The sequence below is a fragment of the Hydrogenophaga sp. FW305-3-2-15-A-LB1 genome, from assembly GCF_058787875.1.
In genome coordinates this window covers 1-20,724 of sequence record NZ_JBYTAE010000014.1, presented here as the reverse complement: position 1 = coordinate 20,724, position 20,724 = coordinate 1, and the positions used below count along the sequence as shown (strand labels likewise).

At 61.7% G+C, this 20,724-nt stretch carries 9 protein-coding genes; 6 read left to right on the top strand and 3 right to left on the bottom strand.

Going from position 1 to position 20,724, the window contains the following annotated elements:
• From AC3WPZ_RS06150 to AC3WPZ_RS06140, 3 genes are read right to left on the bottom strand one after another with little or no spacing between them, the layout of a single operon-like run.
• The gene (locus AC3WPZ_RS06150) at positions 1-1,302 is read right to left on the bottom strand and encodes a hypothetical protein (RefSeq protein WP_492438653.1); all 1,302 of its coding nucleotides are present in this window, start codon (positions 1,300-1,302) and stop codon (positions 1-3) included.
• A gap of 24 nt (positions 1,303-1,326) precedes the next feature.
• Positions 1,327-4,974, bottom strand: a complete 3,648-nt coding sequence (locus AC3WPZ_RS06145) for a WD40 repeat domain-containing protein (protein ID WP_492438651.1) — start codon at positions 4,972-4,974, stop codon at positions 1,327-1,329.
• Position 4,975: 1 nt separating this feature from the next.
• On the bottom strand, positions 4,976-7,009 hold the full coding sequence (locus AC3WPZ_RS06140) for a CHAT domain-containing protein (protein ID WP_492438649.1): 2,034 nt from the start codon (positions 7,007-7,009) through the stop codon (positions 4,976-4,978).
• Positions 7,010-7,539: 530 nt separating this feature from the next.
• Here AC3WPZ_RS06140 and AC3WPZ_RS06135 point away from each other — a divergent pair.
• The 6 genes from AC3WPZ_RS06135 to AC3WPZ_RS06110 all read left to right on the top strand — a co-directional run bounded on the left by AC3WPZ_RS06135 (position 7,540) and on the right by AC3WPZ_RS06110 (position 20,502).
• Positions 7,540-7,863 carry a hypothetical protein gene (locus AC3WPZ_RS06135; protein ID WP_492438647.1) on the top strand — a complete coding sequence of 108 codons (324 nt, stop codon included), beginning with the start codon at positions 7,540-7,542 and terminating at the stop codon, positions 7,861-7,863.
• Between the two features lie 330 nt (positions 7,864-8,193).
• A complete protein-coding gene (locus AC3WPZ_RS06130) occupies positions 8,194-10,101 on the top strand; it encodes a hypothetical protein (RefSeq protein ID WP_492438645.1) in 1,908 nt (635 codons plus the stop codon).
• Complete coding sequence (locus AC3WPZ_RS06125; protein ID WP_492438643.1) at positions 10,098-11,657, top strand: hypothetical protein; 1,560 nt, start codon at positions 10,098-10,100, stop codon at positions 11,655-11,657. Before AC3WPZ_RS06130 ends, AC3WPZ_RS06125 begins: the two co-directional genes overlap by 4 nt.
• Positions 11,651-17,086, top strand: a complete 5,436-nt coding sequence (locus AC3WPZ_RS06120; RefSeq protein ID WP_492438641.1) for an FtsK/SpoIIIE domain-containing protein — start codon at positions 11,651-11,653, stop codon at positions 17,084-17,086. The genes AC3WPZ_RS06125 and AC3WPZ_RS06120 overlap by 7 nt, the downstream gene beginning before the upstream one ends.
• On the top strand, positions 17,073-18,728 hold the full coding sequence (locus AC3WPZ_RS06115; RefSeq protein WP_492438639.1) for a DEAD/DEAH box helicase: 1,656 nt from the start codon (positions 17,073-17,075) through the stop codon (positions 18,726-18,728). The genes AC3WPZ_RS06120 and AC3WPZ_RS06115 overlap by 14 nt, the downstream gene beginning before the upstream one ends.
• Before the next feature lie 7 nt (positions 18,729-18,735).
• Positions 18,736-20,502 carry an ATP-binding protein gene (locus AC3WPZ_RS06110; protein WP_492438637.1) on the top strand — a complete coding sequence of 589 codons (1,767 nt, stop codon included), beginning with the start codon at positions 18,736-18,738 and terminating at the stop codon, positions 20,500-20,502.
• Positions 20,503-20,724: the final 222 nt, after the last annotated feature.

Genomic DNA, 20,724 nt, shown 5'->3' with positions numbered 1-20,724 from the left:
CTACCCCGCAAGTGCAGCTTGCCAGATGAGGTGTGCGACCTCCGGTCCCGCGATGTCGTTGTGCGCACCCGACGCGCCGTCGACCTTGGCAATGTATTCGCTGCTTTCAACGTTGTAGATGTGACCGGCTTTGAAGCCGTAGCTTTCGTTCGCTGGGCGCATGCGCTCATGCGCCGCCGTGGTGCCGCGGATGCCGAACGCACCAATGGCACCGAACTGTGGAAGGTTCTCCATGTACGCGACCTGGCCTGCAACGCCCGCGGCCCATGGATACAGCTTGCCAACAGCGTGGTCATGTTTCGACACTGTGGTCGCGATGGGTCCCGATACCTTTCCATCGACCAGCACCTTCGTGAAGTACCCCGCGACCTTCTCTTTGAACGGAATTTTTGGTGCGTATGCCCACAGCGACATCGCGCCTTGCACCAGGACGCATGAGGTGACAGGTCGTGGCAGCGACGCCGCGGCGCCCGGGCCGCCCAGCGCCGAGCTCATGACGATGCAGCCGAAGCTGTGGCCCATGAGGTGCACGCGCACACCAGGACATGTCGCCATGAGCCGCGCGATAAACCCGTGCAGATAGTGTTCGCCGACCTGGTTGGCGCGCTTTTTCATGGTCCAGAACGTGAGCTGCCGCAGGGGAGAGAGCAACAAGCTCAGCCCGCCTAAGCCGAAGGAAACGCCATCGGGCGCGTCCTGAAGTGCGTTGTCTGGGTCAAAGGGCTCGCGATCGCTGGCACCCGCGCCAGGCGCGCCGCCCGCGCCAAGCGCGAGCGCCTCGTTGAGCGCCATGTAGGCCTCCCGCATCTTCGGCGTGAGTACGAATGCTGCCGCGTTTGTGCGCAGTTCATCGAACAGCTGGGTCAGCGCCGCGCGCACGGCTGGGGTATCGCCGAGAGCCTGCGCGTACTCCGCCATCATCGCCTGCACGCCCACCCCGCCCGCGGCGAAGCTGTCGCCCGAGACGGGCTTTTCGTCGCCCCATGAAAGGCTTGGCCAATGGAAGCCCACGTGAAGATCCTTGAAGTCCGGCCGCGCCTTGCGCATCGCTTCGCGGTCAGTGGGCAGGCTCCAGAATGCGCCGACCCACTTGTCGTACTGCTCGTACGCGCCGGGGACGTCGCCCTTCCAGCCGTGGCTCCAGATGAACACGTCGGTGGTGGCCGATGCCTTGACGGCCTCAATCACGGCATCGCTCGTTTCGCCGCCCGGGAGTTGCGGGTCGGGCACCTCGCGCGCGTCCGCATCGACGCTCAGGAGGTAGTAAGAGGCAGGTATGGCGGGGAGGTCTCTCTTGGGCATGGATTTTTCTCCTTGGACGTCGGATCAGGGGCGGCCGCAACTGCGCGGAGCAGTGGCCTGGTTGCTGAAATGGTCGCGCGTCTCTTCATCACTGAATGTCTTGCGCTTGGCGATCTCGCAGGCCTTCTCGATCCAGGTGTCCGCTTTGAGGCTCCACAGCGCCAGACCGCCGTCACCCGCAGAAAGAAGCCAATCCCCATCCGGCGAAATTTCCAGCGAGTCAACGGCCGAGTTGTGAAACCCTTGTGCAATTTGCAGTGGCGTTCGCTTGTGGGGGCGGATGACGTAGAGCCGTCCTGTGTCGTCGCTGACGGCAATATCTCCTGCGCGGCTGACAGCAAGCCGCTTGGGCACGCTCGCCGGATCTTTCTTCCATACTTTGATTTTCTGTTCGCCTACCAGCGGGAAACTGAAGATATGGCCAGAGAAGTTGGCCACCCACAGCGTGTCACCCTGCGGGTTGAAGGCGATGGCACCAATTTCGTTGGATGGCAGGCCTTTGGGCACAAGAGCCTCGATCGACTCAACGGCGCAGCCGCCTTGGGTGCCCACGCGCCAGAACCGCACGCCATCCGAAGCAACAGTGGCGAACTCCCGCGTCCCGGGCCGGAACGCGGCTAGTCGTGTCGAGCGGAACGGGAAGGTCCCGGGGAAGGAAACTTGCGGACAGGGGCTTGCACGCTTTGCGGATCCGTCGATGGACCAGATCAGTAGTTGGGAGCGCGATAGCGGCTGGGTGATCTGTGTGAGCGCCAGTAGCACTGATGCGTCGTCAGACACGGCGATGGACTCGATTTCACCAGACCCGAGGTCGAGCCCTTCCAGCGCAGCGAGCGTGGTCGCCTGACCGTCTGACGCGAATACGCCTTTCTTGTCGGCTGCAAACACCACACCCCTTTCGCGCGCGCGCACCAGGGTCTCGATCGGCCCCCGGGCCTGGTACGTGTAGGCTGTTTCTCCTTGCCCGTCCGTCAGTCGTGCGGTGATGAACTCACCACCACGCGAAGCGACGAAGCCCTTGCCGGCCCAGTCCATGCTGCCATTCGAAGCACCGGGTAGTATCTCGCGGGCCAGCGGATGCCTCTCTTTCCCAAGCGCTATGCGGTAGATATCGCCGTTCTCAGTCGAAACATATGCCGGTGCGCCAGATGCCGACAAGGCGATACTCAATAGCTGACGCGGCACTTCTAGCATGGTCAGCGAGGTGGGTGCTCCGACGTCACCTGACCTCCAGTCCCAGACGCGCAGTCGCCCATCCCAGCCAGCGGACAGCAGCCGTCCGTCCTTGAGGAACCGCATGTCGGAAACGGCATCCGTATGCGCGACGAAGCTGCGCCGATGCGCACCTGTCGCCGCGTCCCACACGTGGATCTTGCCCCCTCGGTTACCGGCAAGAATCTCCTTCTGGTCGGGACTGACCACGACACTGTAGAAGGCGCCCTTGGCGCTCTCCTCCCGAGGCATCGCAGCAAGTTGTCTCCCGCTCGTCACGCCGCCGGGCTGCGCCGGTGGTGTGATGATCACGACCTGTTCGTTGGCGGACAAGTCGGCCGCCACAATGCGCGTGGGCAGCGACGGTGACCTCAGGATCCCCAGCCCCGTCACCCGAGATGGGACGCGGTGCGTCCACGACAGCACGGGCTCAACCGAGCTACGAGGATCCACCGTCCATGCCGAAACGATCCCCTTTTCCGTTCCCGCATAGAGCATGCCGTCCGCCCACGCGAGCGAACGCACGGGCGAACGCATGAGCGGAAGGTGATCGGACCTGCCCGTCATTGGCACTGCGTGCTTCAACAAGGAGAGCGTACGCGCATCCCACAGCGCGACACTGCCTTCGTCTCCGCCAGTGGCAAGCATGTCACCTAGCATGAGGATGGATCGCACCCCGAGGGGGTGCACTTCTTTTACCCGCTGCAGTACGGCGCCGTCGCTGCTGCCTTCGAAGATGCGCACGTCGTAGCGGCCAGTCCCCGCTTCTGCCACGGCTCTGAACGAGCCGTCCGACGACAGGTAAATGGACTTGCCGCCGCCCAGATTCTCTATGGCTTCGACATGACGGCTGCGGTACAGCAGTTCGCCCAGCATGCCCTGGAAGTCGAACGCGATCAGTGCGGGGTCGCTCTGCTCTAGGTGCGTGCCCGCGACCGCGGCCAGGCTTGCAAGGTCGAGTTGAGGCTTGTTGCCGAGTACGGCCAACAGATTCGCCTGCGTTGCGGTGATGTCCCGGGTCCAGACAAGTTTCGCCTGCAGTTGCAGCTGGTTCCAGTGCATCCAAGCGCCCCCGGGCAGGCCTATCGCGAGCAGCAGCGCCAACAACAGGTATTTGCGCCGTGTCTCACGAGCGAGACCCCGATAGGTCCGGAATCCATCGATGAATCGGGCTTCCACGTCCGAACACGCTTCGGATTCTTCCAGTGGAATGCTGTCCCGGCTAGCCGGACTCAGGCGTTTGAAGTAGGCATCTTTCTCACCATCCAGCTGCCACGACCGCGCAAGCTGCTGCCATATCGCCAGGTTCTTGCTTCGCCACGCCTCGATGCAATCGCGCATGGGCAACGCCATGCTGTCGTGCGACAGTTCGTACCACTCGCCGTCCTGCCTCGACAGGCGCCGAACCAGGTGTGCTTCTTGCAACATGCGCAGCTCTTCTGCCGTGGGCTCACCTGCATCGAACGCATCGACAAGGGTGGGCGACCGCAGGCCACTGGGCGTAAGAAGGCGACGATCGATCCAGTCCATGACTACGCGCGCGCGCTTGGGATCGGGTGTGCATCTGGCCAGCTGTGCGTGGCAATAGTCCTGTAGCGCGGCGTTGACCTTGAAGCCCTCCAGATCCTTCGTGTAAAGCGATCGCACAGGGCCGGACGCACTCAGGCGCTGCCAGATGTTGGCGCAAGCCACCTGCAACTGCACGGGTTCCACCGTCCTGCCGTCGACGAGCGTCAGCTTGCCGTCTGCGCCGCGTGCACGCACCTTGCTCAGTTCGCTGACGATGAAAATCGCCGCATCCGCGGGCGTGCCGGCCTCGGCCATCTCGACCTTGTGCTGGAGCAGCGGCCCGCGGATCGCCTTCACCGCTTCCTCGGTGGTCAACAGGTCCAGGCGGAACGTGTTCGCCAGTCGCGAGGGCACCAGGTGGCGGAAGGGGTCGAGCCACGAAAAATATTCTTCCCGCATGCTAACGATCAGCCACACCGGACTGCCTTCGCGTCGCAGCAGTTCACCCAGCTCGCGGAAGAAAGTAACCTGTGCGGACACGTCTGCACCGCAGGTGAAGACTTCCTCGAACTGGTCGATCACCAGCAGGAGCCGCAGTGGCGGATCGGCCGCGGGCAGTTGGATGCGCCCCACGTAGTCCGTGAGCGTGTCGCCTTCACACGTGTCCCCGTTTCCGGCGGCCTGCAGCTGGCTCATGAGGCGTTGCGCCAGCGTTTGATGAGGTGAGCCAGTCACGCGCAGGACGGCGGGCGTGTGGAAGCGCCGACCCAGGTCCGCGAGCAGGCCGTTGCCGGCCGTGAGCAAGGAAGTCTTACCCGCGCCCGATGGCGAATAGAGCACGACAATGCGGTCCGCGACCGCTCGCCAGGAAAGTTCCTCCACTTCGGCATCGCGACCGAAGAGCTGCTGGTCCCTTCCCAGGGGTGCAGGGCCGATGAAGGGCACGCTCATTTCAGTCGCCGGAGTTGTTCCGGAGCTCGCTCAGGAAGGTCGACACGTCGCCCCAATACAGACGCAGGTTGCCGTTGGCTTGCAGGTACTTCTCGATGTAGCGTCGGGCGCTCGCGGGGTCCAGGATGCTGTTGGGGTCCACCTGTACCGAGAAGTGCTCGTAATCCGCGCTCAAGTCCATACCGTCGATCTGCAGCAAACTCCTGAACAGAACGCGGAAGTCCCACGCATCGGGCTGGAAACCCACGAAGAGTAGCGGGCCGTCGCACAGGCGCCGGCGCACTGACGGAGGAACGGCGTCCCGGGTCGATGCAGCCTGGGTGAGGTAGTCGAAGAAATGGTCCTCCGTGATCACCAGCGACTTCGGCTCGGCGAGGTCGCCAAACAGCTTCACCACGATGGGGAAATCGGGCGTGGGCTTCGTCGGCGCGTCCTTCGGCGTGGCGTCCACGTACTCCTGGTCGCGCCGGGAAGACGCGTCGTTCCATCGCAGCAAACGCACGCGCGGCCTCACGCCGGCGCGCTCGGCCAGCGCATCCACCAGCAAGTCGCTCGGGTCCGTCGTGACATAGACCGGCAGGCGGTAGCTGGCCATCACGGCATAAGGATCGTCATCGCCGCCCGGCCCCTGGCGCAGGGCCTGGCCGACGGCGGAAATCACTTCCACCAGCCGCTCGGTCATCTGCGCGGGGGACAGTGCGGCGAGCTCTGGAGGCAGGTGCGCACTGTGCTTGTCCACGATTCGACGGTAGAGGTACTTCATGTACTCGTCACGCGGGAAGGCGCGGTAGCGTGTGGCGGCCATGTACTGCGCGACCCGCGGCAGATCCTCGGTATCGGCTCCGTTCATGGGGTAGCGGTACGTTTCCTTCCAGAGCGCTGCGGTCTCGCGGCGCGTGCCGAAATATGACTCGCACATGCCTGGCCCCAGGATCGGGGTAGAGCGTTCGGCCTTCAGGTTGTCGATGAGACCGCGCCAGGGATCGTGGCCGTCCACCACCTTACCGAAACCGGGCGGATACCAGATGCGCGCACTGTCCAGCCGCGTGAAGAGCACCGGCAGCCACCAGTCCGGCTGGTTCATGACCGAGGTGCGAGCGGCCGAAACCGCGCGATCGACCTCCCCATGGTCCGAGAGCTCCCGGAAGAACACCTGCATGAAACCTTGTGCTGTCGCCATCGACAGCTTGCCCTGCATCGCGACGACCGCGGGCACGCCTACCTGCGCCAGCATCGGTCCGACGGCCGAGAGCGTATTGCGGTTGCGACCGGTGCCCGCGCTTTGGCAGGAACACAGCACGACCAAGCTGGGTGATCGGTCGAGAGCGCCAATGCCCGCGGCCAGTTCCTGCGCGGGCACCAGGGCAGCGCCGCCGTCCGGGTCTTCCAGCCACAGTGCCGGACCCGGGGGGCCAATTGCGCCGTGGCACACCAGGTACAGGATGTCCGCACCTTCCCGCAGCTTGTCAAGGATGTTGGCCAGCGTCGCGGCGCCGGGCGTGGCCAGCATCGCGGCATTCACCCCGAAGAGTGAAGTGGCCGCGACGTCTCGTTCCATCGCGACCTGTACCCGGTCGAAAGCCGCGTCCAAGCCTGTGGGATTGGCAATGGCAATGACCGCCTGCACCTGCTGGCGAGCTCGCAGGTTGGGAAGGCGAAACTCGCGGCTGAACAGGTAGCGAGAGAAAACGCAGTCTGCGTCCTGCAGAAGCGGCGTACCGTCCACCGGATGCGTGATGGTTTCCCAGGGAATTGCGTGCAGTGCCGAGGCAGACGGGTCCACGCGCATCCGTACGCGCAAAAACAGGTTCTGCGTGGCGCAGTAGGCCCTCGCCATGGTGAACGCTTCGCGCAGGTGAGGCGATGAGAAGATGGCCTTCGAAAGAAGCGCACCTGCTGCGGCCGGGTCGCCGCTGTACAGGACGGGGTCCTGCGGGTCCAGGTCGATGCGCGTGATGGGTGTGATGCTGCTCGCCGTATCGATCCGATGCTGCGCGGTCACCTGAAGCGCGTCCGTGGCATCGCGCTGGACCACTATCTCAAGTTCTGAAAAGGCCCTTGACATCCTGTACCCTTCCTCACACCTCATCCCATTGTTAGCTTATGCACGCCCCCCGTAAAGGGGTGCCGAAGGGGGAAAACAGCCAAGTTGATATGGATCATCCTCAGAATTGGGGATGGATCTTGCGTATGCCACCTATTTCGCGACTGCTGGACGTGCATTGATGCCCGGTATATCGCCGTTCCAATTGCCGCCGACAACATCCGTGGATGCTGCACTTGCTGGGCTGGACATCGGAGAGCAGATCACGATTCCGTCACTCCTAGAGGTTGCTGACTGGGAGGCGTTTGAGTCCGCCCGGAAGAATGTCATCCCTAGTCTGTCTCGAAAGGTGCCGGCAAATCGCTACCGGTGCTGATTTCATCGATCTCTGGCCGGAGATCGGAGCGAGCGCTTCTGTAGGGGCTTTTGTTGAAGCGCTAGGCATCACCGGAGGCAGCTGGCGGTGGGCCTTTGCAGGCTCCTAATAGAAGACGCCTTCGTCGGTGACGGACACAAGGCGCTTGCTTTTTTTGCGCCGGATGACGCCAACCATACCTTCAAAAAAACTGGCCGCCAACGGCTCTCTGGACGCCGGAAAGAAAGACAACAGAAGAGCCCTTCTGCGCCTCTCGATCGGATTGGAGTTTTCGAATCCCACCCTTGCTCCACCGATCGTGCAATGTCCTGATGGCCCACGCAGAGAATTGTTCCTTCGGAGAGGGGAGCAAGTCGTCGACGGCGGGATCTACCTGTCCAAATCGGCAGCCGGAGCGAAAAAAGTCACGGCTGTACAGCTCAACTCAAAAGTAAACCCGGAATCGGAGAGCCGGATGATTGTGCAATGATGTTACAAACATCAATCCACGGTTTTGCGCGAGGGGGGAGCGCGTTCAACTGTAGTCATAGTGGGCTGCAGTTTGCTACTGTCGATTTGGGGGAGCGGCTTCGTGTGGGTAGCGATTAGCTACGCAATGGCACGTCGCAAATGTGGTGGCGGGCAGGTATCCACGTCAGGTGTATCAGGACGCGCGCGTTCGGCTCGCACAATAGTGCACCCGCGTTCCGTGCTACAGCTGGGCGCGACGGTCGCGTATGAAGACAAGGTCGACTGGGCTCGTCGAAATCCAGGGCAAGAGCGAGCTACGTAGAAGGAAAAATTAGATGGGGAGTCCGCGATGAACAAAAATAGTCTGCCGAACGAGGGCGGTATTGAAGCTGCTCCGACCAATGCATGGGTTCGCTTCCTTCGCAGCTATGGTCCGACGCCGAACAACCTGACGATGTTTGACGAATACGTGTCAGGCGCATTGGACCGAGCCAAGATTCAGCCGATCAGCTTGACGACGCCGCTGCTTGACGACATGGTCAAGCATATTGAATCCAAGGCGCCGGGCTCACTTCTGATCGCGGGAACTGCGGGTGATGGAAAGACCTACCACTGCCGAGCGCTTTGGGCGCGCATTGGCGGTGACCCTAAAGTCTGGGCGAGCAAGGAAAACGTAAAGGAGCATCAGCTACCCGACGGGCGTTTGGCGGTTTTCATCAAAGATCTTTCCGAATTCAACGGCGAGGAGAGTGACCTGCCGCTGCAGCGCCTTGAAAAGTCGGTCTTAGGAGGTGACGACTCCGAACTCGTGATCTTGGCCGCTAACCACGGCCAGCTCCTTGACCGGCTGCGCGACCTGGGTAAAAGGCAGGAGCGTGTCCATCCTCTCCGCAAACCCCTGCAGGAGCGATTTCTGCAAGCCGGCCCCGCTCCCGATCGCTTGGCTGTCTTTGACCTCAGCCGTTCCACCAGTCGTAAGACGCTCGACGAAGTCGCCAGGTCCGTGGCCGGGCATCCCGAATGGAGCAACTGCTCGCGCTGCACGATGAAGGCCGATGGCAAAATCTGCCCAATAGACGAGAACCGTCGCCGCCTGCTCGGTGAAGGTGATGGCGGGCAGCTCGCGCGCCGGCTCGGCGACTTGGTTGAGATCGCGCGCCTTAACGGGCTGCATCTTCCTGTGCGCGACCTGCTTGCCCTCTGTTCCAACATGGTTCTCGGCTATGCCGATGCCAAGCTGGCCAAGGAAAACCTGATGACCTGCGCCGAGGTCGCCAAGATCCAAGAGGTAGGGCAGATCGGAAAGGCCAGCATCTACGCCAACGTTTTCGGGGCTAACCTGCCCAAACGCCGGGCCTCCGATCGCCCCGTCTTCAAGGCGATGGCGAGCTTTGGCGTCGGCGAGGAGACAACCAATGCCGCCGACGGTCTGCTGGTTTATGGCAAGGACGATGTGAGACTGCAAGCTGACTTTGCGCGCTTGGTATCTATCGATCCGGTGTATGGCGCAACGGCGGACTTTCAAGCTGCCCAAGACGCCTATCTGGAAGGTTATGAAGGCGCCCGCTTGGAGGGTGGCTCCACTGAGTTCATGGAGATGCTGGAGGACCAGCGCCGCAGGCTCTACTTTTCGTTGCCCGAAGCCGAGCCGGGCTACCCTCGTTGGTCGATGACGGCTTTCCGCTTTGCAGGCGACTACCTGGACATTATTGAATCCCTTAGGGACAAGAGGGCCGTGAGCGACGCCACGCGTGGACGTATCGCCCGCGGACTCAATCGGGTCATGACCGGCTTGCTCTTGGAAAACGTTGACCGCATCTTCATCGCCAGCTCTGGAGGTTTCACACAAAGCCGCGTGAGTGTGCTCTGCGACCACGAGACGCCCTCGCGCAGGCAAGGCGGTATGGGCATGGCCATCAAGCTCGACGACGAGACCGGCCGCCCGCAGCTCGACGTGTCGCTCTCGCCAGGCTCCGGCAACTCGGTCACCTTCGATCTCACGCCGATCCGGCATGAGTTCCTCTCGCGCGTAGCTGACGGTGCTTTACCAGCGAGCTTTTCCAATGAGTGCCTCGAAGACCTGCTTGCATTCAAGGCGAAGCTCTTGCGCAAGGCCGAGAACGTGCGCAAGGCCGGCTTTGCCGGCGACGACGACGAGGTTGGCGGAGAAGCCTCGGCCCTGACGCTGAATTTCATCGACATCGAACCAGGAGGCCGCGGCTTCACCCGCCCAGTGACCGTGAGGGCTCCTTCATGAGCGCCGTCCTCAAACGCCCCGAGATCAAAAGCGTCGACTTCTGTGTCGATGAGAACATCTGGGGGCACCGCCTCTACGACGAACAGCTCCCGCATTTGACCGTGCTTGAGTTCCTCGGCGCATTGGGTGCAAACCTTGATAAGCCGCTGCGCCCTCACGAAGGCCTTGGCGGAGCCTTTAAATTCCGGCCGCAGCGCCAAATTCGTCTTCGCGGTCTGTTATTCAACAACCCTTACGTTGAGTCCATCTCCGAGAGTGCGCAGTCCAACGAAGAGAAATGGCGACAGTGGTTCGAGCGCTTCGCCCTGGGCTCGACTGGCAATGGCGACGGCGTTGACGATATGGCTTACCTGCGCCACTCGTTCGCTAGCTTCGATGACTTCGCGAAAGCTGTGGAGCTTCTGCGCTCGTCGTCTTTTGAGTCGCGTAGCAACAAACGTTGGAGTTCGAAGTTCGTTTTTCCTTTCGGTCCCGATGCCCTCTACGAGGACCTGGAGATCGATTCCAAGGGGAAGATGAGCAACGACCGGCGCTTTTTCGCGCGCACCGGTGAACTGCTTTACATGATGCTCACGCGGGCCAAGCGCGGCGCAGAGCTCGGCGACCTGCTGGCTAAGCGCCTCTTCGATCGCGAGGCGCCAATGAATCGGCTCGCCCGTGCGATGCAAGGCTTGCCGCAACGTGCCGACGACTCTAGGCAATCGGGCTATCTACCCGAGGCTGCCAACCCGCGCTTCGACCAAATCTGCGAAGACTGGCTATCTATCCTGGCCAAAGACATGCCGATCTATGACGCCTTGGAGCACGTTATCGCCATTTCTGGCCTCAATATGCTGCTCTATTTCCTAGAGCGGGCCAAGCGCGTTGCCGGCGACGACGATCCAGTTGAGATCGTCTGCGAGATAGTCTCGAAGGAGCGCACGAAAGTTCGCGTGCTCTCCGGCGACAGCTACCAGTTCAACCAAGGCCTGCCCGCGAAGGCGGTGCGCGCCCATGTCGAGGGGATTCGCATGGATGCCGGCTGGGCCGAGGCCGCCTCAAGCGAGTTTCCTGAGGCAGAACGCGTGAGGCTCATGCGCGAGCGCTTCCAGTGGCCCTCGGCTGACGTGGGCGACGACGAGGACTACTCAGGCGAAAACCCCGATGCGTTGTTACTCAGGCTCACAGAGCTTGCGCTTGCGCGCCACGAGCAGCACGTCGGAAAGATCCATACCTCCTGGTCGCGGGCGATCGGGCTGAGTTCCCGCCGCCTCTCACGGCGTACCCGCTACGCGCCCAACGACCGGCTGTTGAAGTCGCTGGTTGTCACCATCGTCGACGATCGCATGCAATTCGACGAGTTCTTGGCTGAAGCCAAGAAGCGCTATGGCCTGGTTCTCGGCGATGCAGAAGGAGCACGCCTAGTCGATGCGAAGCTCGTCGACCAAGAGGAGCTCAGCGAAAATCGTGACAACCTCGAAGCCCGACTCGTCGGATTGGGCTTGGTGCGTAGACTCTCTGACTCCTGTTCGTTCGTTGAAAACCCGTTCGCGTTCAAGGGGGAGTCCACATGCTGACCGACCGCATCATCGGGCGTGTCGGTGCTGACATCCTCGCCAAGCGCATTTCTAATCCAGGTCAGCCAGGCGACTCCGTGGCGCTTTTTCGGCTTGACAAGCTCTCGTCGAGCCAAATTGCCGCCGTCGCGCGTGCCATCCTCGCTAACCCAGAGCTTCGTGCTCGGGTGGATTTGATGATCCCGGAAGCGCTGGTCGACGGCCAAGGCCTGCCGACCGAGATCCTGATTTCGCACAACGCAGGCTACGTTCGCAACAACGCTGCGACTGCAAAGGTGGCAATCCTCACCGCCAATGGCAACGAGCACAACTTGGCTGACACGCTGGGGCATGTGATGGCGATTGGCGCCAAGGAGATGCGCGCTGATCCCGAGCCTTGGGTCGAGGCGGCCTTGCATGCGGGCGGCCAGTCGCCTGTGCCGGAGGATCGCTTGGTGTTTCATGCCGCCCTGGGCGGCTTGCTGACGTCTTCCGAGCTGTCGCTCGTGCAGCTCGGCGAGTTTTGTTCCGAGATCGTCGAGGCGATGTCCACCCGAGGGCTGGCCATCCGCGACGCCGTTGGATTCGCTTTACCGCGCGCGGGGCTCCCCCGCGACAGCGCGTTCTTCTCCAACGCCAGAAGCTTCGGGGCGCTTCGTAAGCCCTGGCAGAAGGCCTTCGCCAAGCTCTTGACTCAGCGCGCGCCGCTTCTGAAAAAGCTTCGCCAGAACGGCCAGCCGCTGGATCCGGAGGAGTTGAACGAGCGCATTGAGGCCAACGCGGCGGAGATCGCCGAGGCTGCTCGCCTAGCACTCGACGCTTTCGCTACCGCTCCCGCGGGAGACCAGGAGGCCGCTTCCGCCCTGGCGCAGTTCGAGTGGGAAGCCGATGGCGTCTACTTGGCCTTCGACAAGCCCAAGGAGAAACAGCTAGGCTTGGCTGATGCGACGGTCCGTTTCTTCGATCACGACTGCGATCAGGAGAACTCGCTCGACCAAGAGGGGCGCAAGCTTTTGGAGGATTTGAAGTCGCGCGAGCGCCGCTCCGACTTCACCGAGGAGGACGAGGAGTTCTTTGTCAAGCGCCGCCGGCTGCTCGAGCAAGACGCCAAGCTCTGTGCGCGTTGGGAGAAGGCCCTCTACGGCAAGCCCATCGAGTGCAACGACTTTTTCGACGGCTTCGCCCGCGTAGTCAACAGCCTCCATGCTGGCCTGCGCGACGCGGACGGCGAGCGGATCCTGCGCTTCACCGTGACCAAGGGCCGCAAGGAATGGCGCGAGCGCTTCAACTACGACGCCGGCAGCTACTTCTCCGCGATGTACCGCGGCTTGAAGGAGCTCATGGGCTCTAAGGTCGATTGGAAGGTCGAGCGCTTGGGCAACGCGAGCCTGCCTGATCCGCTCTTCGACTACGAAGCCTTCTTCGCCAAGGAGAAGGAGCTGCGCAACGACAAGAAGAACAAGGTCCGACCGAGCTCGTCGCTCTCGCGCGTGGCGTTGCAAATCAAGTTCGACGTGGCGCTGATCCAGGTTGTCAAGGGCAAGGAGGCGGTGCTGGCCAAGACCCAGCTGCTATGGAGCTACAAGCCCACCTCGATCGGGCTGTCGATGGTCGCGGACATGCGTCGCCTCTTGGATAAAGGCGCGGTCGGTTGCACGGAAGTTCCGCGCCGCCTGGTGAGCAAGAAGGGTGGGGTGCAAAACGTCTCTCTGCTCGACACCGGCACCTTGGAGGCGACCTATTCGACCGACGCGGGTTCCCTCGTGCCGGCGGCCAACAAGCTGCGCAGCCTGCGACACGATATCAAGACGCGGATCAAGGATCTTGCCGACGACGGCTACCTGACCCCGTCGCAGCGCGATGAGGTCCGAAATGCGTGGGACAAGTTCGAGGAGAACTACATCAAGGCGATGGAGGACTTCATCTCCACCGGCCTGCACGGCGAAGCCGTCTTGCAGCAGGCGGAGTCCTTCGGCGCGCTGATGTCGACCCTCGGGACCCAAGCCCGCGGCGATGTGTGTCGTTCCCGCTTGGTCTCGGAGATCCTCACGGTAGGTACTGCCCGCGTGGCCGGAGACAACCCCGCGCTGATCGTTCCACCCTGGCACCCTGAGCGGATGAAGGCGCTTGCTGTTAAGTCGCGCCGCGTTGCGGGGTTCGCCACCCACTTGCTATCGAGCGGCAACATCCTCTATGGGGATCGCGAGATATTCATGCGCGAGCTCTCAGACGAGATCGCCCATCCGTTCTATCCGGAGATCGCCGTTCTCAACCGGGCCGGTGCACCGATGCTTGTGTCGGAGAGCAGCACGGTCAACGGTTACAGCCTCTTGGAGTCGCCAACGCGCGGAAACCAGGACGCAATGACTGACGTGGATCCGGCCGCCGCTGCCAAGCAGGCGCGCGAGCTCTTGGAGCGCTACGTTGGTTTGCAGCCTCACGAGGCCTCCAATCTCAGTGTCGTGCTCTACAACGCCGACGCGGCTGAGCTGCCTTTGGCGACCGTTCGCGAGCTCTCCGCGATTCAGGAGGATGGCAAGCTCCAATGCAGCGTGTCGGTGCGTCACTCGGACCCAGCGAAGCTCCGAAGGGTGTACGGTGAGTTGGTCAACAAGGCCGGCGACGACCCGGACCTGCCGGTGGTCAGCGAGACCAGCGACAACTTCATCTCGAAGCTGCGCATCTCAGTAACGCCGATATCGGCAACCCCCGGCGAGAGCGTTCAGGGCTTTAAAGCTTTCGATGTGGCCTTCCTGCATGACGTGGTTTCTCGGGCCGCGCAGTCCGAATGGCTCTCTGTGCCTTGGACGAACGATCGGCCGAACCTGGAGCACGCCCCCTCGCGATGGTCCTATCGCAGCGTCTCGGGCGAGAACGAGCTCAAGTCCACTACGTTCCTGGCCTGCCCGTGGCAAACATCCTCCGGATGGGCCTATATGTCCGCGGTGGCCGCCGTCTGCCGCCAGCTTGATGCGTTGCCCGGCGAGCGTTACTTGCCAGCCCGGCGCATCTCGCTACAAAGCCCGGCGCTCGCCGGCATGATCAAAGACGCTCACGACCTGGCCGAATGGGTCGCTACCTACGACGAGTTGCTCGACAAGCGCCAGCTCCAGCACAACGACATCACCGTCGTCCGCTATCGCCGAGGCTCCACCAACGGACGCAACATGATCGTGAGTTCGACCTCCGAGCTCCGGTTGCTTGGCGTGTTGGTGCGCCGCCGCCTGGATGAGTTGAATCTGCAGCTCGACGCCGCCGAAGTCCAAGCCGCCGCCGACAAGGCCAAGCGCGATGCACTCTCAGTCTCCGGCGACATCGTGCTGCGGGCGGCCAAGCGCGGCGTCTCGGCGGGCGAAATGATCGGCTTGGTGCTCAGCCGCCATCTGCTCGCCGAAGAGTTCAGGGCCGCCGCGGGTGGGGGCCAGGTCTTGACCGCCTACTTCCTACTCGACGACTACGCGAGTTGGCTCTCGCAGCCTGAGAGCCGCATCGCCGACATCCTTGCTCTCAACGTCGAGGAGCGGGAGGAGGGCGTCCGCGTGGTCATCTCCATCGTCGAATCGAAATACGTTGGCGCCGACGGGCTGTCCAAGGCGCGCCGCGACTCCAAGGATCAACTGCTGGCCACGCTCGGCATGTTCCGCGAGGCGCTCTTCGGAGACCCCGGCCGGTTGGACCGCGACGTGTGGCTCGCCCGCCTCGCCGACATGCTCATCGACGCGGACATCCCGCCAGGGATGACGGGGCTGATGGAGCGCGCCCGCGCCAAGCTTCGCGAAGGCGATATGGAGATCTCGCTGCGCGGTTACTCCCACGTCTACGTCCATACCTCGGACGCCGGTTCGGCCTCGGCTTCCGAGCAGGAGCTGTTGGAGGAGTCCGACGGGGTGAATGCTTGGCAGGAGGTCTTCGACCGCCCAGACCTTCGCAAGCTCGTCGAGGCCTACGCCAAGGGAGCGGGGGGGCTCGATGCCCGCGCGGGGCTGGGACCCTATCAACCCTGGGAAGGGCACGGTTTCAAGAAGCCAGCGCCTCGCGTTCCTTGGCTCGCTGCCATGGGCCAGCTCGCCAACGGCCTTGCCGACGCCGTCATCGAAGTTGCTACGGAGCCCGAAGGGGTCGTCGCGATGTCTCCGGCCAGCAAACCAGCGCAAGAGCATGCGGCTCCTGCGCAAAGCCCGGCCCAAGCCTACGCCGCGGAGCCCGCTTCAGCCCAGGGCTCGGCGCCGGCGCCCGCCCTATCCGCCAGCCTCGGGGCCGCGCTATCCGAGCTCGTCGCTTCCAAATTCGCTGGCGGCGCGCAGTCGGATGCCGATCGCGAGGAGTGGGCCCAAGATGTCACCAAGAAACTCAAGGCCGCGCTCAACAGCTACGGGCTGCAGGCGGCAATCCTTGGAACTCGGCTGACGCCCAATGGCTGCCTGGTGCGCCTAGCAGGCTCCGACCGGCTGCGCGTTGAGGACATCGAGAACAAGCGCACGCAGCTTCTAACCACGCACGCGATCAACCTCGTCACTGTCCAGCCCAAACCCGGAGAGATTGTGGTGACGGTCGCCGGCTCCAAACGGCAGGCCGTGTCGCTCTGGGAGCTTTGGTCGCGTCGCGAGCTCAACCGCAACGTCGCCGGCATCAACACGTCCTTCCTTTTGGGCCTCCAAGAGATCAACGGCTCGCTGCTGTATCTGAACCTCGGCGCGGAGTTCGGCGGGCTCTCGTCCCACGAGCCGCATTCGTTGGTGGCCGGCGCGACCGGCAGCGGGAAGTCGGTCCTGATCCAGGCGTTGATATTGGACATCGCTGCGACAAACTCCAAAGACTTGGCGCAGCTCATCTTGATTGACCCCAAGATGGGCGTCGACTACGCACCATTGGCGGACTTGCCACACATGCGCGACGAGATAGTCACCACCAAGGAGAAGGCAGGCGAGGTGCTCGAGGCTTTGGTGCAGGAGATGGAGGACCGCTATCGCGCGTTTGCCAAGGCCCGCGCGCGCGATTTGGCGGCCTACAACGCCAAAGTCTTGGCCGAAGAACGCCTACCCATGGTCTTTCTGGTCCATGACGAGTTCGCGGACTGGATGCTCGACGACACCTACAAGGGCGCGGTGGGAGCGGCCGTGCAGCGGCTGGGCGTGAAGGCGCGCGCGGCCGGCATCCATCTGATTTTCGCGGCGCAGCGCCCCGACAAGGACGTGATGCCGATGCAGCTTCGCGAGAACCTGGGTAACCGGTTGATCTTGAAGGTATCCAGCGAAGCGACTTCCAAAATCGCGCTGGATCGGCCGGGCGCCGAGCTGCTGCTGGGCCGCGGGCACTTGGCCGCCAAGCTCAACGGTGAGCAGGGCCTAGTGTTTGCACAAGCGCCGTTTCTTTCCGACGATGAGATAACAGAAGCTGTGATGGCGATATCGCTCGACAACGTTTCAGGAGCAGCGCATGGCACCTCCTGACGCTCCGGAAAGCTCCGTGCCGGGAGAGGCGCTGAATGTGGGCAAGGTGACGCGGCTCGCCACTCATCTTGCGAGAAGCGACACCGCTGCACTCAGTCAGTTGCTTGACCCCTCAATCATGGGACTGCTGAGCAGGCTGGGAGCAGACGTGACCAGCCAAATGGGCTTGGCATATTTCGTTGTGAATGTGCATGGCGAACGCGAAGCGTTGCGTCGACAGGACGTTCGCTCCCTCTTGCTGTCCAAGCTTGAAGGTGCCGAGGCTACGGAGCTGTGCGAGCTTCTCCAGTTGCCAGTTATCACGCCGCTTCGAACCCTTAAGGCCATTGATTTCAACGCCGCACCGCAATACTTCGAACATCTGGATCGCTGGTACGGGGTGGAAGCTGTTGGACCGCAGGAGGGGGCCAGTCCCTCCGAAGGATCCCAACGAGCCCTCGCGTCTCATAGGTTGCACAACCATCAGTTGCAGGCATTTCGCAAGCTTCGTCGGACGATTGAGCGCCCGCCAGCATCGGTTTTGGTGCATATGCCATTTGGCGCAGGGAAGCTTCGGCTAGTTGCTACGGCCGCACTCGATCTCTATCGGTCAGAACCTGATGACAGGTCGATTGTTTGGTTAGCACCAGGTGCAGCTATGTGCGAGGACGCCTTCATGGAGCTGCAGGAGGTGTGGCATCAGCTGGGATCGCGTGACATCACGATCCACCAGCTCTATGGTGATCATCCAGCGCGCGACCTGGACCAGCTCGGCGGCTCGATCGCTGTCATCGATGTTCACCGCCTCAGCAAGGATGATCCCGCACTCGTAAAGCTTGGTTCTTTCACATCGGTCGCCATCCTTGCCGATGCCGAGAATCGAGTCCACCCTGTGGGCAAGGAAATCGTCGAAGGAATGTCATCCGGTGGCAGATTTAGCCTGGTCGGTTTGCTCGCTACGCCCGGAGCGGCATTTCCTGAGGGACCTGTGCGGACTTCCTTGAAGCAAGCCTTTCCCGACGAAAGCATCACTGTCGAACCCGGGAACGACTTGGAGTTGCTCCGCACTGCTGGAGATTTCAGGGCCATTGACGGCTCGGTCGTGAACTTGACGGGGCCATCGGGGACCAGCGTTCTTGAAAGCCCCCCGGCAGCGCTAATCGATGAATGCGCTCTTGAAGTGGATCCAGCCTATGCAAGCGAGCTCGCCGACAACGTCGAACGCAACGAGCGTTTGCTGGAAATCTTGGAGCGGGAGGGCAACGGCCCAGGGCACGTTGTCTTCTATGCGACAACGGCCAAGCAAGCAAGGTTGTTTGCCGGTCTTCTGCTCGTCCACGGCGTAAAGGCTATAGCGATCACGTCAGAGTCGTCTGCTGCGGCCCGCGATCTAGCTTTACAGAGGTTCGTCGGGAGATATGGAAAGGTCTTGTGCATTCATGGATTTCAACTTGTTGGAAGCGCAAACGAGCACATCTCAATTTCAGCCTGTGTGATGGCCGCGCCGACAAAGTCACGCGCAGCAATGATCTCGACGATTGGAAGGCTTGTTCAGGGCCGTTCCCCCAGTCTGCCGCCCCTCAAACTGATCGTGACAGCCGACTCACAAGCCGATGTGGCCTGGGTGGAGGCTCTGAACACATGGTCAACTTTGAACCCATAAGACGCCAATGACTTTCCCAATCATTCCTCAGAATCTTTCCATCTCGGCAATGCGAAGCTCCGGCTATCGGGACACGGCACACGCGCTAGCGGAGCTAATCGACAACGCGATCCAAGCAGGAGAAGAAACCGGAATCCGAACTGAGGTCGAGGTTCTCTGCATCGAGGAGGCTTCGGCTAAAGGGCGTCGTCAAATCTCCCGCATCGCGGTATATGACAACGCCTGTGGCATGAGTAAGAGCTCTCTTAGGAAGGCTCTTCAGTTTGGCAACGGATCGCGGCTAGACAAGGCCAACCAGAAGGGCATTGGCAAGTTTGGTATGGGGCTCCCCAATTCCTCGATATCCCAGTGCAAGAGAGTGGATGTTTGGACTTGGCAGAGCGGAGAAGTCCATCATGCCTACCTGGACGTGGAGAAGATTCAGGCCGGCGCCTTGGTTGATGTTCCGGAGCCGCAGGTTTCCGAGATCCCGAAAGACTGGCTAACGCTGATCGCTGGCGATATCCAAGAGCATGGTACCTTGGTCGTCTGGAGTGAGCTGGACCGTATCTCCTGGAAGCAGAGTACGACTTTGCTTAGACACACCGAATTCATCAGTGGTCGGGTCTATAGGCACTTCCTGAACGACGAATCCGTTCGAATCCGTCTCGCCGCGTACGAGAGAAAAACGAACTTGACCCTCTATCAAAGCTACGTCCGGCAGAACGATCCGCTCTACCTCATGTCTGGGACGAATGCGCCCGAACCGTTCAACCAGAACCCTGCCTTCGTGCCTTTCGGCCAGCCAATTATCTTGAATGTGGCATACGGTGGTGCCGAGCACCCTGTGACCATCGTCGCTTCGATCTGCAAACCGGAGACGAGACGGGAAGGGGGGAGTAAAGCCATCGGGCAGCACGCGCACAGGAATCAGGGCGTATCCGTCGTGAGAGCTAGGCGAGAACTGGAGCTCAATCTCAGCTTCACGAACTCCTACGACACCCGCGAAAGGTGGTGGGGGGTTGAGGTTCAATTCGAGCCAGGCCTGGATGACGTTTTCGGCGTCACCAACAACAAGCAAACGGCCACAGGATTCACACGCTTGAGCCTCGAGGATGACGCCTTTGAGGAAGGGCTTAGCGTCAAGGATTACCAAGAGCGGCTGGAGCAGGACCGTGATCCGAGGCTTGCCATGTATCGCATTACTCTTGAAATCGACAAGGTCCTGAAGTCAATGCGTACGCTGGTGGCCACGATGCGAGAGGGCGAGCGCCTCCACACGAAGAGGGAGCGCCCAGAGAACAGAGCTGAGAAAGCGGCTACTGACTCGGTTGCGAGGCGTCGAGAGCGGGTCGGCGACACTGGCAAAAGTGACAAAGAGGAGCATGCGCCTCCAAGCGACCGCGCGTCGGCACTGACCGCTGGCATCGTTCAGGACGGCGTTGAAGAGGCGAAAGCACAAGCAATCGCCGTCGATTACGTCAGCAAGAAGATCAAGTTCCGTTTTCGGCATGCCGATTTGCCTGGCTCTCTGATCTTCGACGTCTCTACGGCCGGCGGCGTCATCCTAATCACACTCAACACCCGTCACCCGGTTCACGCCAGGCTCTTCGAGGCCCTGAGAGCAGAAGAAGACGGGCCTGAAGGGAAGTATGCGAGAGAGGTCCTCTCTCTTGTGGCGGCCTGGGCCCGCATGGAAGATGAAGCAGGCAGTGAAAAGCAACTGCGAGTCCTAGAAGATACCCGCAATCAGTGGGGCCGGATGGCCATGGACTTTTTCGAAGTTGAGACCTAGCCATGGGGGGACGAGAAGCTATTCGCGGCTTTGCCGTGCAGACTCTCATATGCCTGCTCGACTCATTGTGGACGGACACAACTTGGTCTGCCGTCACACTTGAACCTGACTCGAACAACGACAAGGTCGATATCCGCTGGGAGTACGTAAGCGGCCAGCCATCCCATCTTGACGGTAGAGGCAAGGCAAGCCAGTGGTCAGGCGGACGGTCCCCAGCGATGC

Coding starts and splice junctions, on each gene's coding strand:
- AC3WPZ_RS06110 (WP_492438637.1), top strand. CDS start 18,736: ATGACTTTCCCAATCATTCCTCAGAATCTTTCCATCTCGGCAATGCGA.
- AC3WPZ_RS06145 (WP_492438651.1), bottom strand. CDS start 4,974: ATGAGCGTGCCCTTCATCGGCCCTGCACCCCTGGGAAGGGACCAGCAG.
- AC3WPZ_RS06125 (WP_492438643.1), top strand. CDS start 10,098: ATGAGCGCCGTCCTCAAACGCCCCGAGATCAAAAGCGTCGACTTCTGT.
- AC3WPZ_RS06150 (WP_492438653.1), bottom strand. CDS start 1,302: ATGCCCAAGAGAGACCTCCCCGCCATACCTGCCTCTTACTACCTCCTG.
- AC3WPZ_RS06115 (WP_492438639.1), top strand. CDS start 17,073: ATGGCACCTCCTGACGCTCCGGAAAGCTCCGTGCCGGGAGAGGCGCTG.
- AC3WPZ_RS06130 (WP_492438645.1), top strand. CDS start 8,194: ATGAACAAAAATAGTCTGCCGAACGAGGGCGGTATTGAAGCTGCTCCG.
- AC3WPZ_RS06120 (WP_492438641.1), top strand. CDS start 11,651: ATGCTGACCGACCGCATCATCGGGCGTGTCGGTGCTGACATCCTCGCC.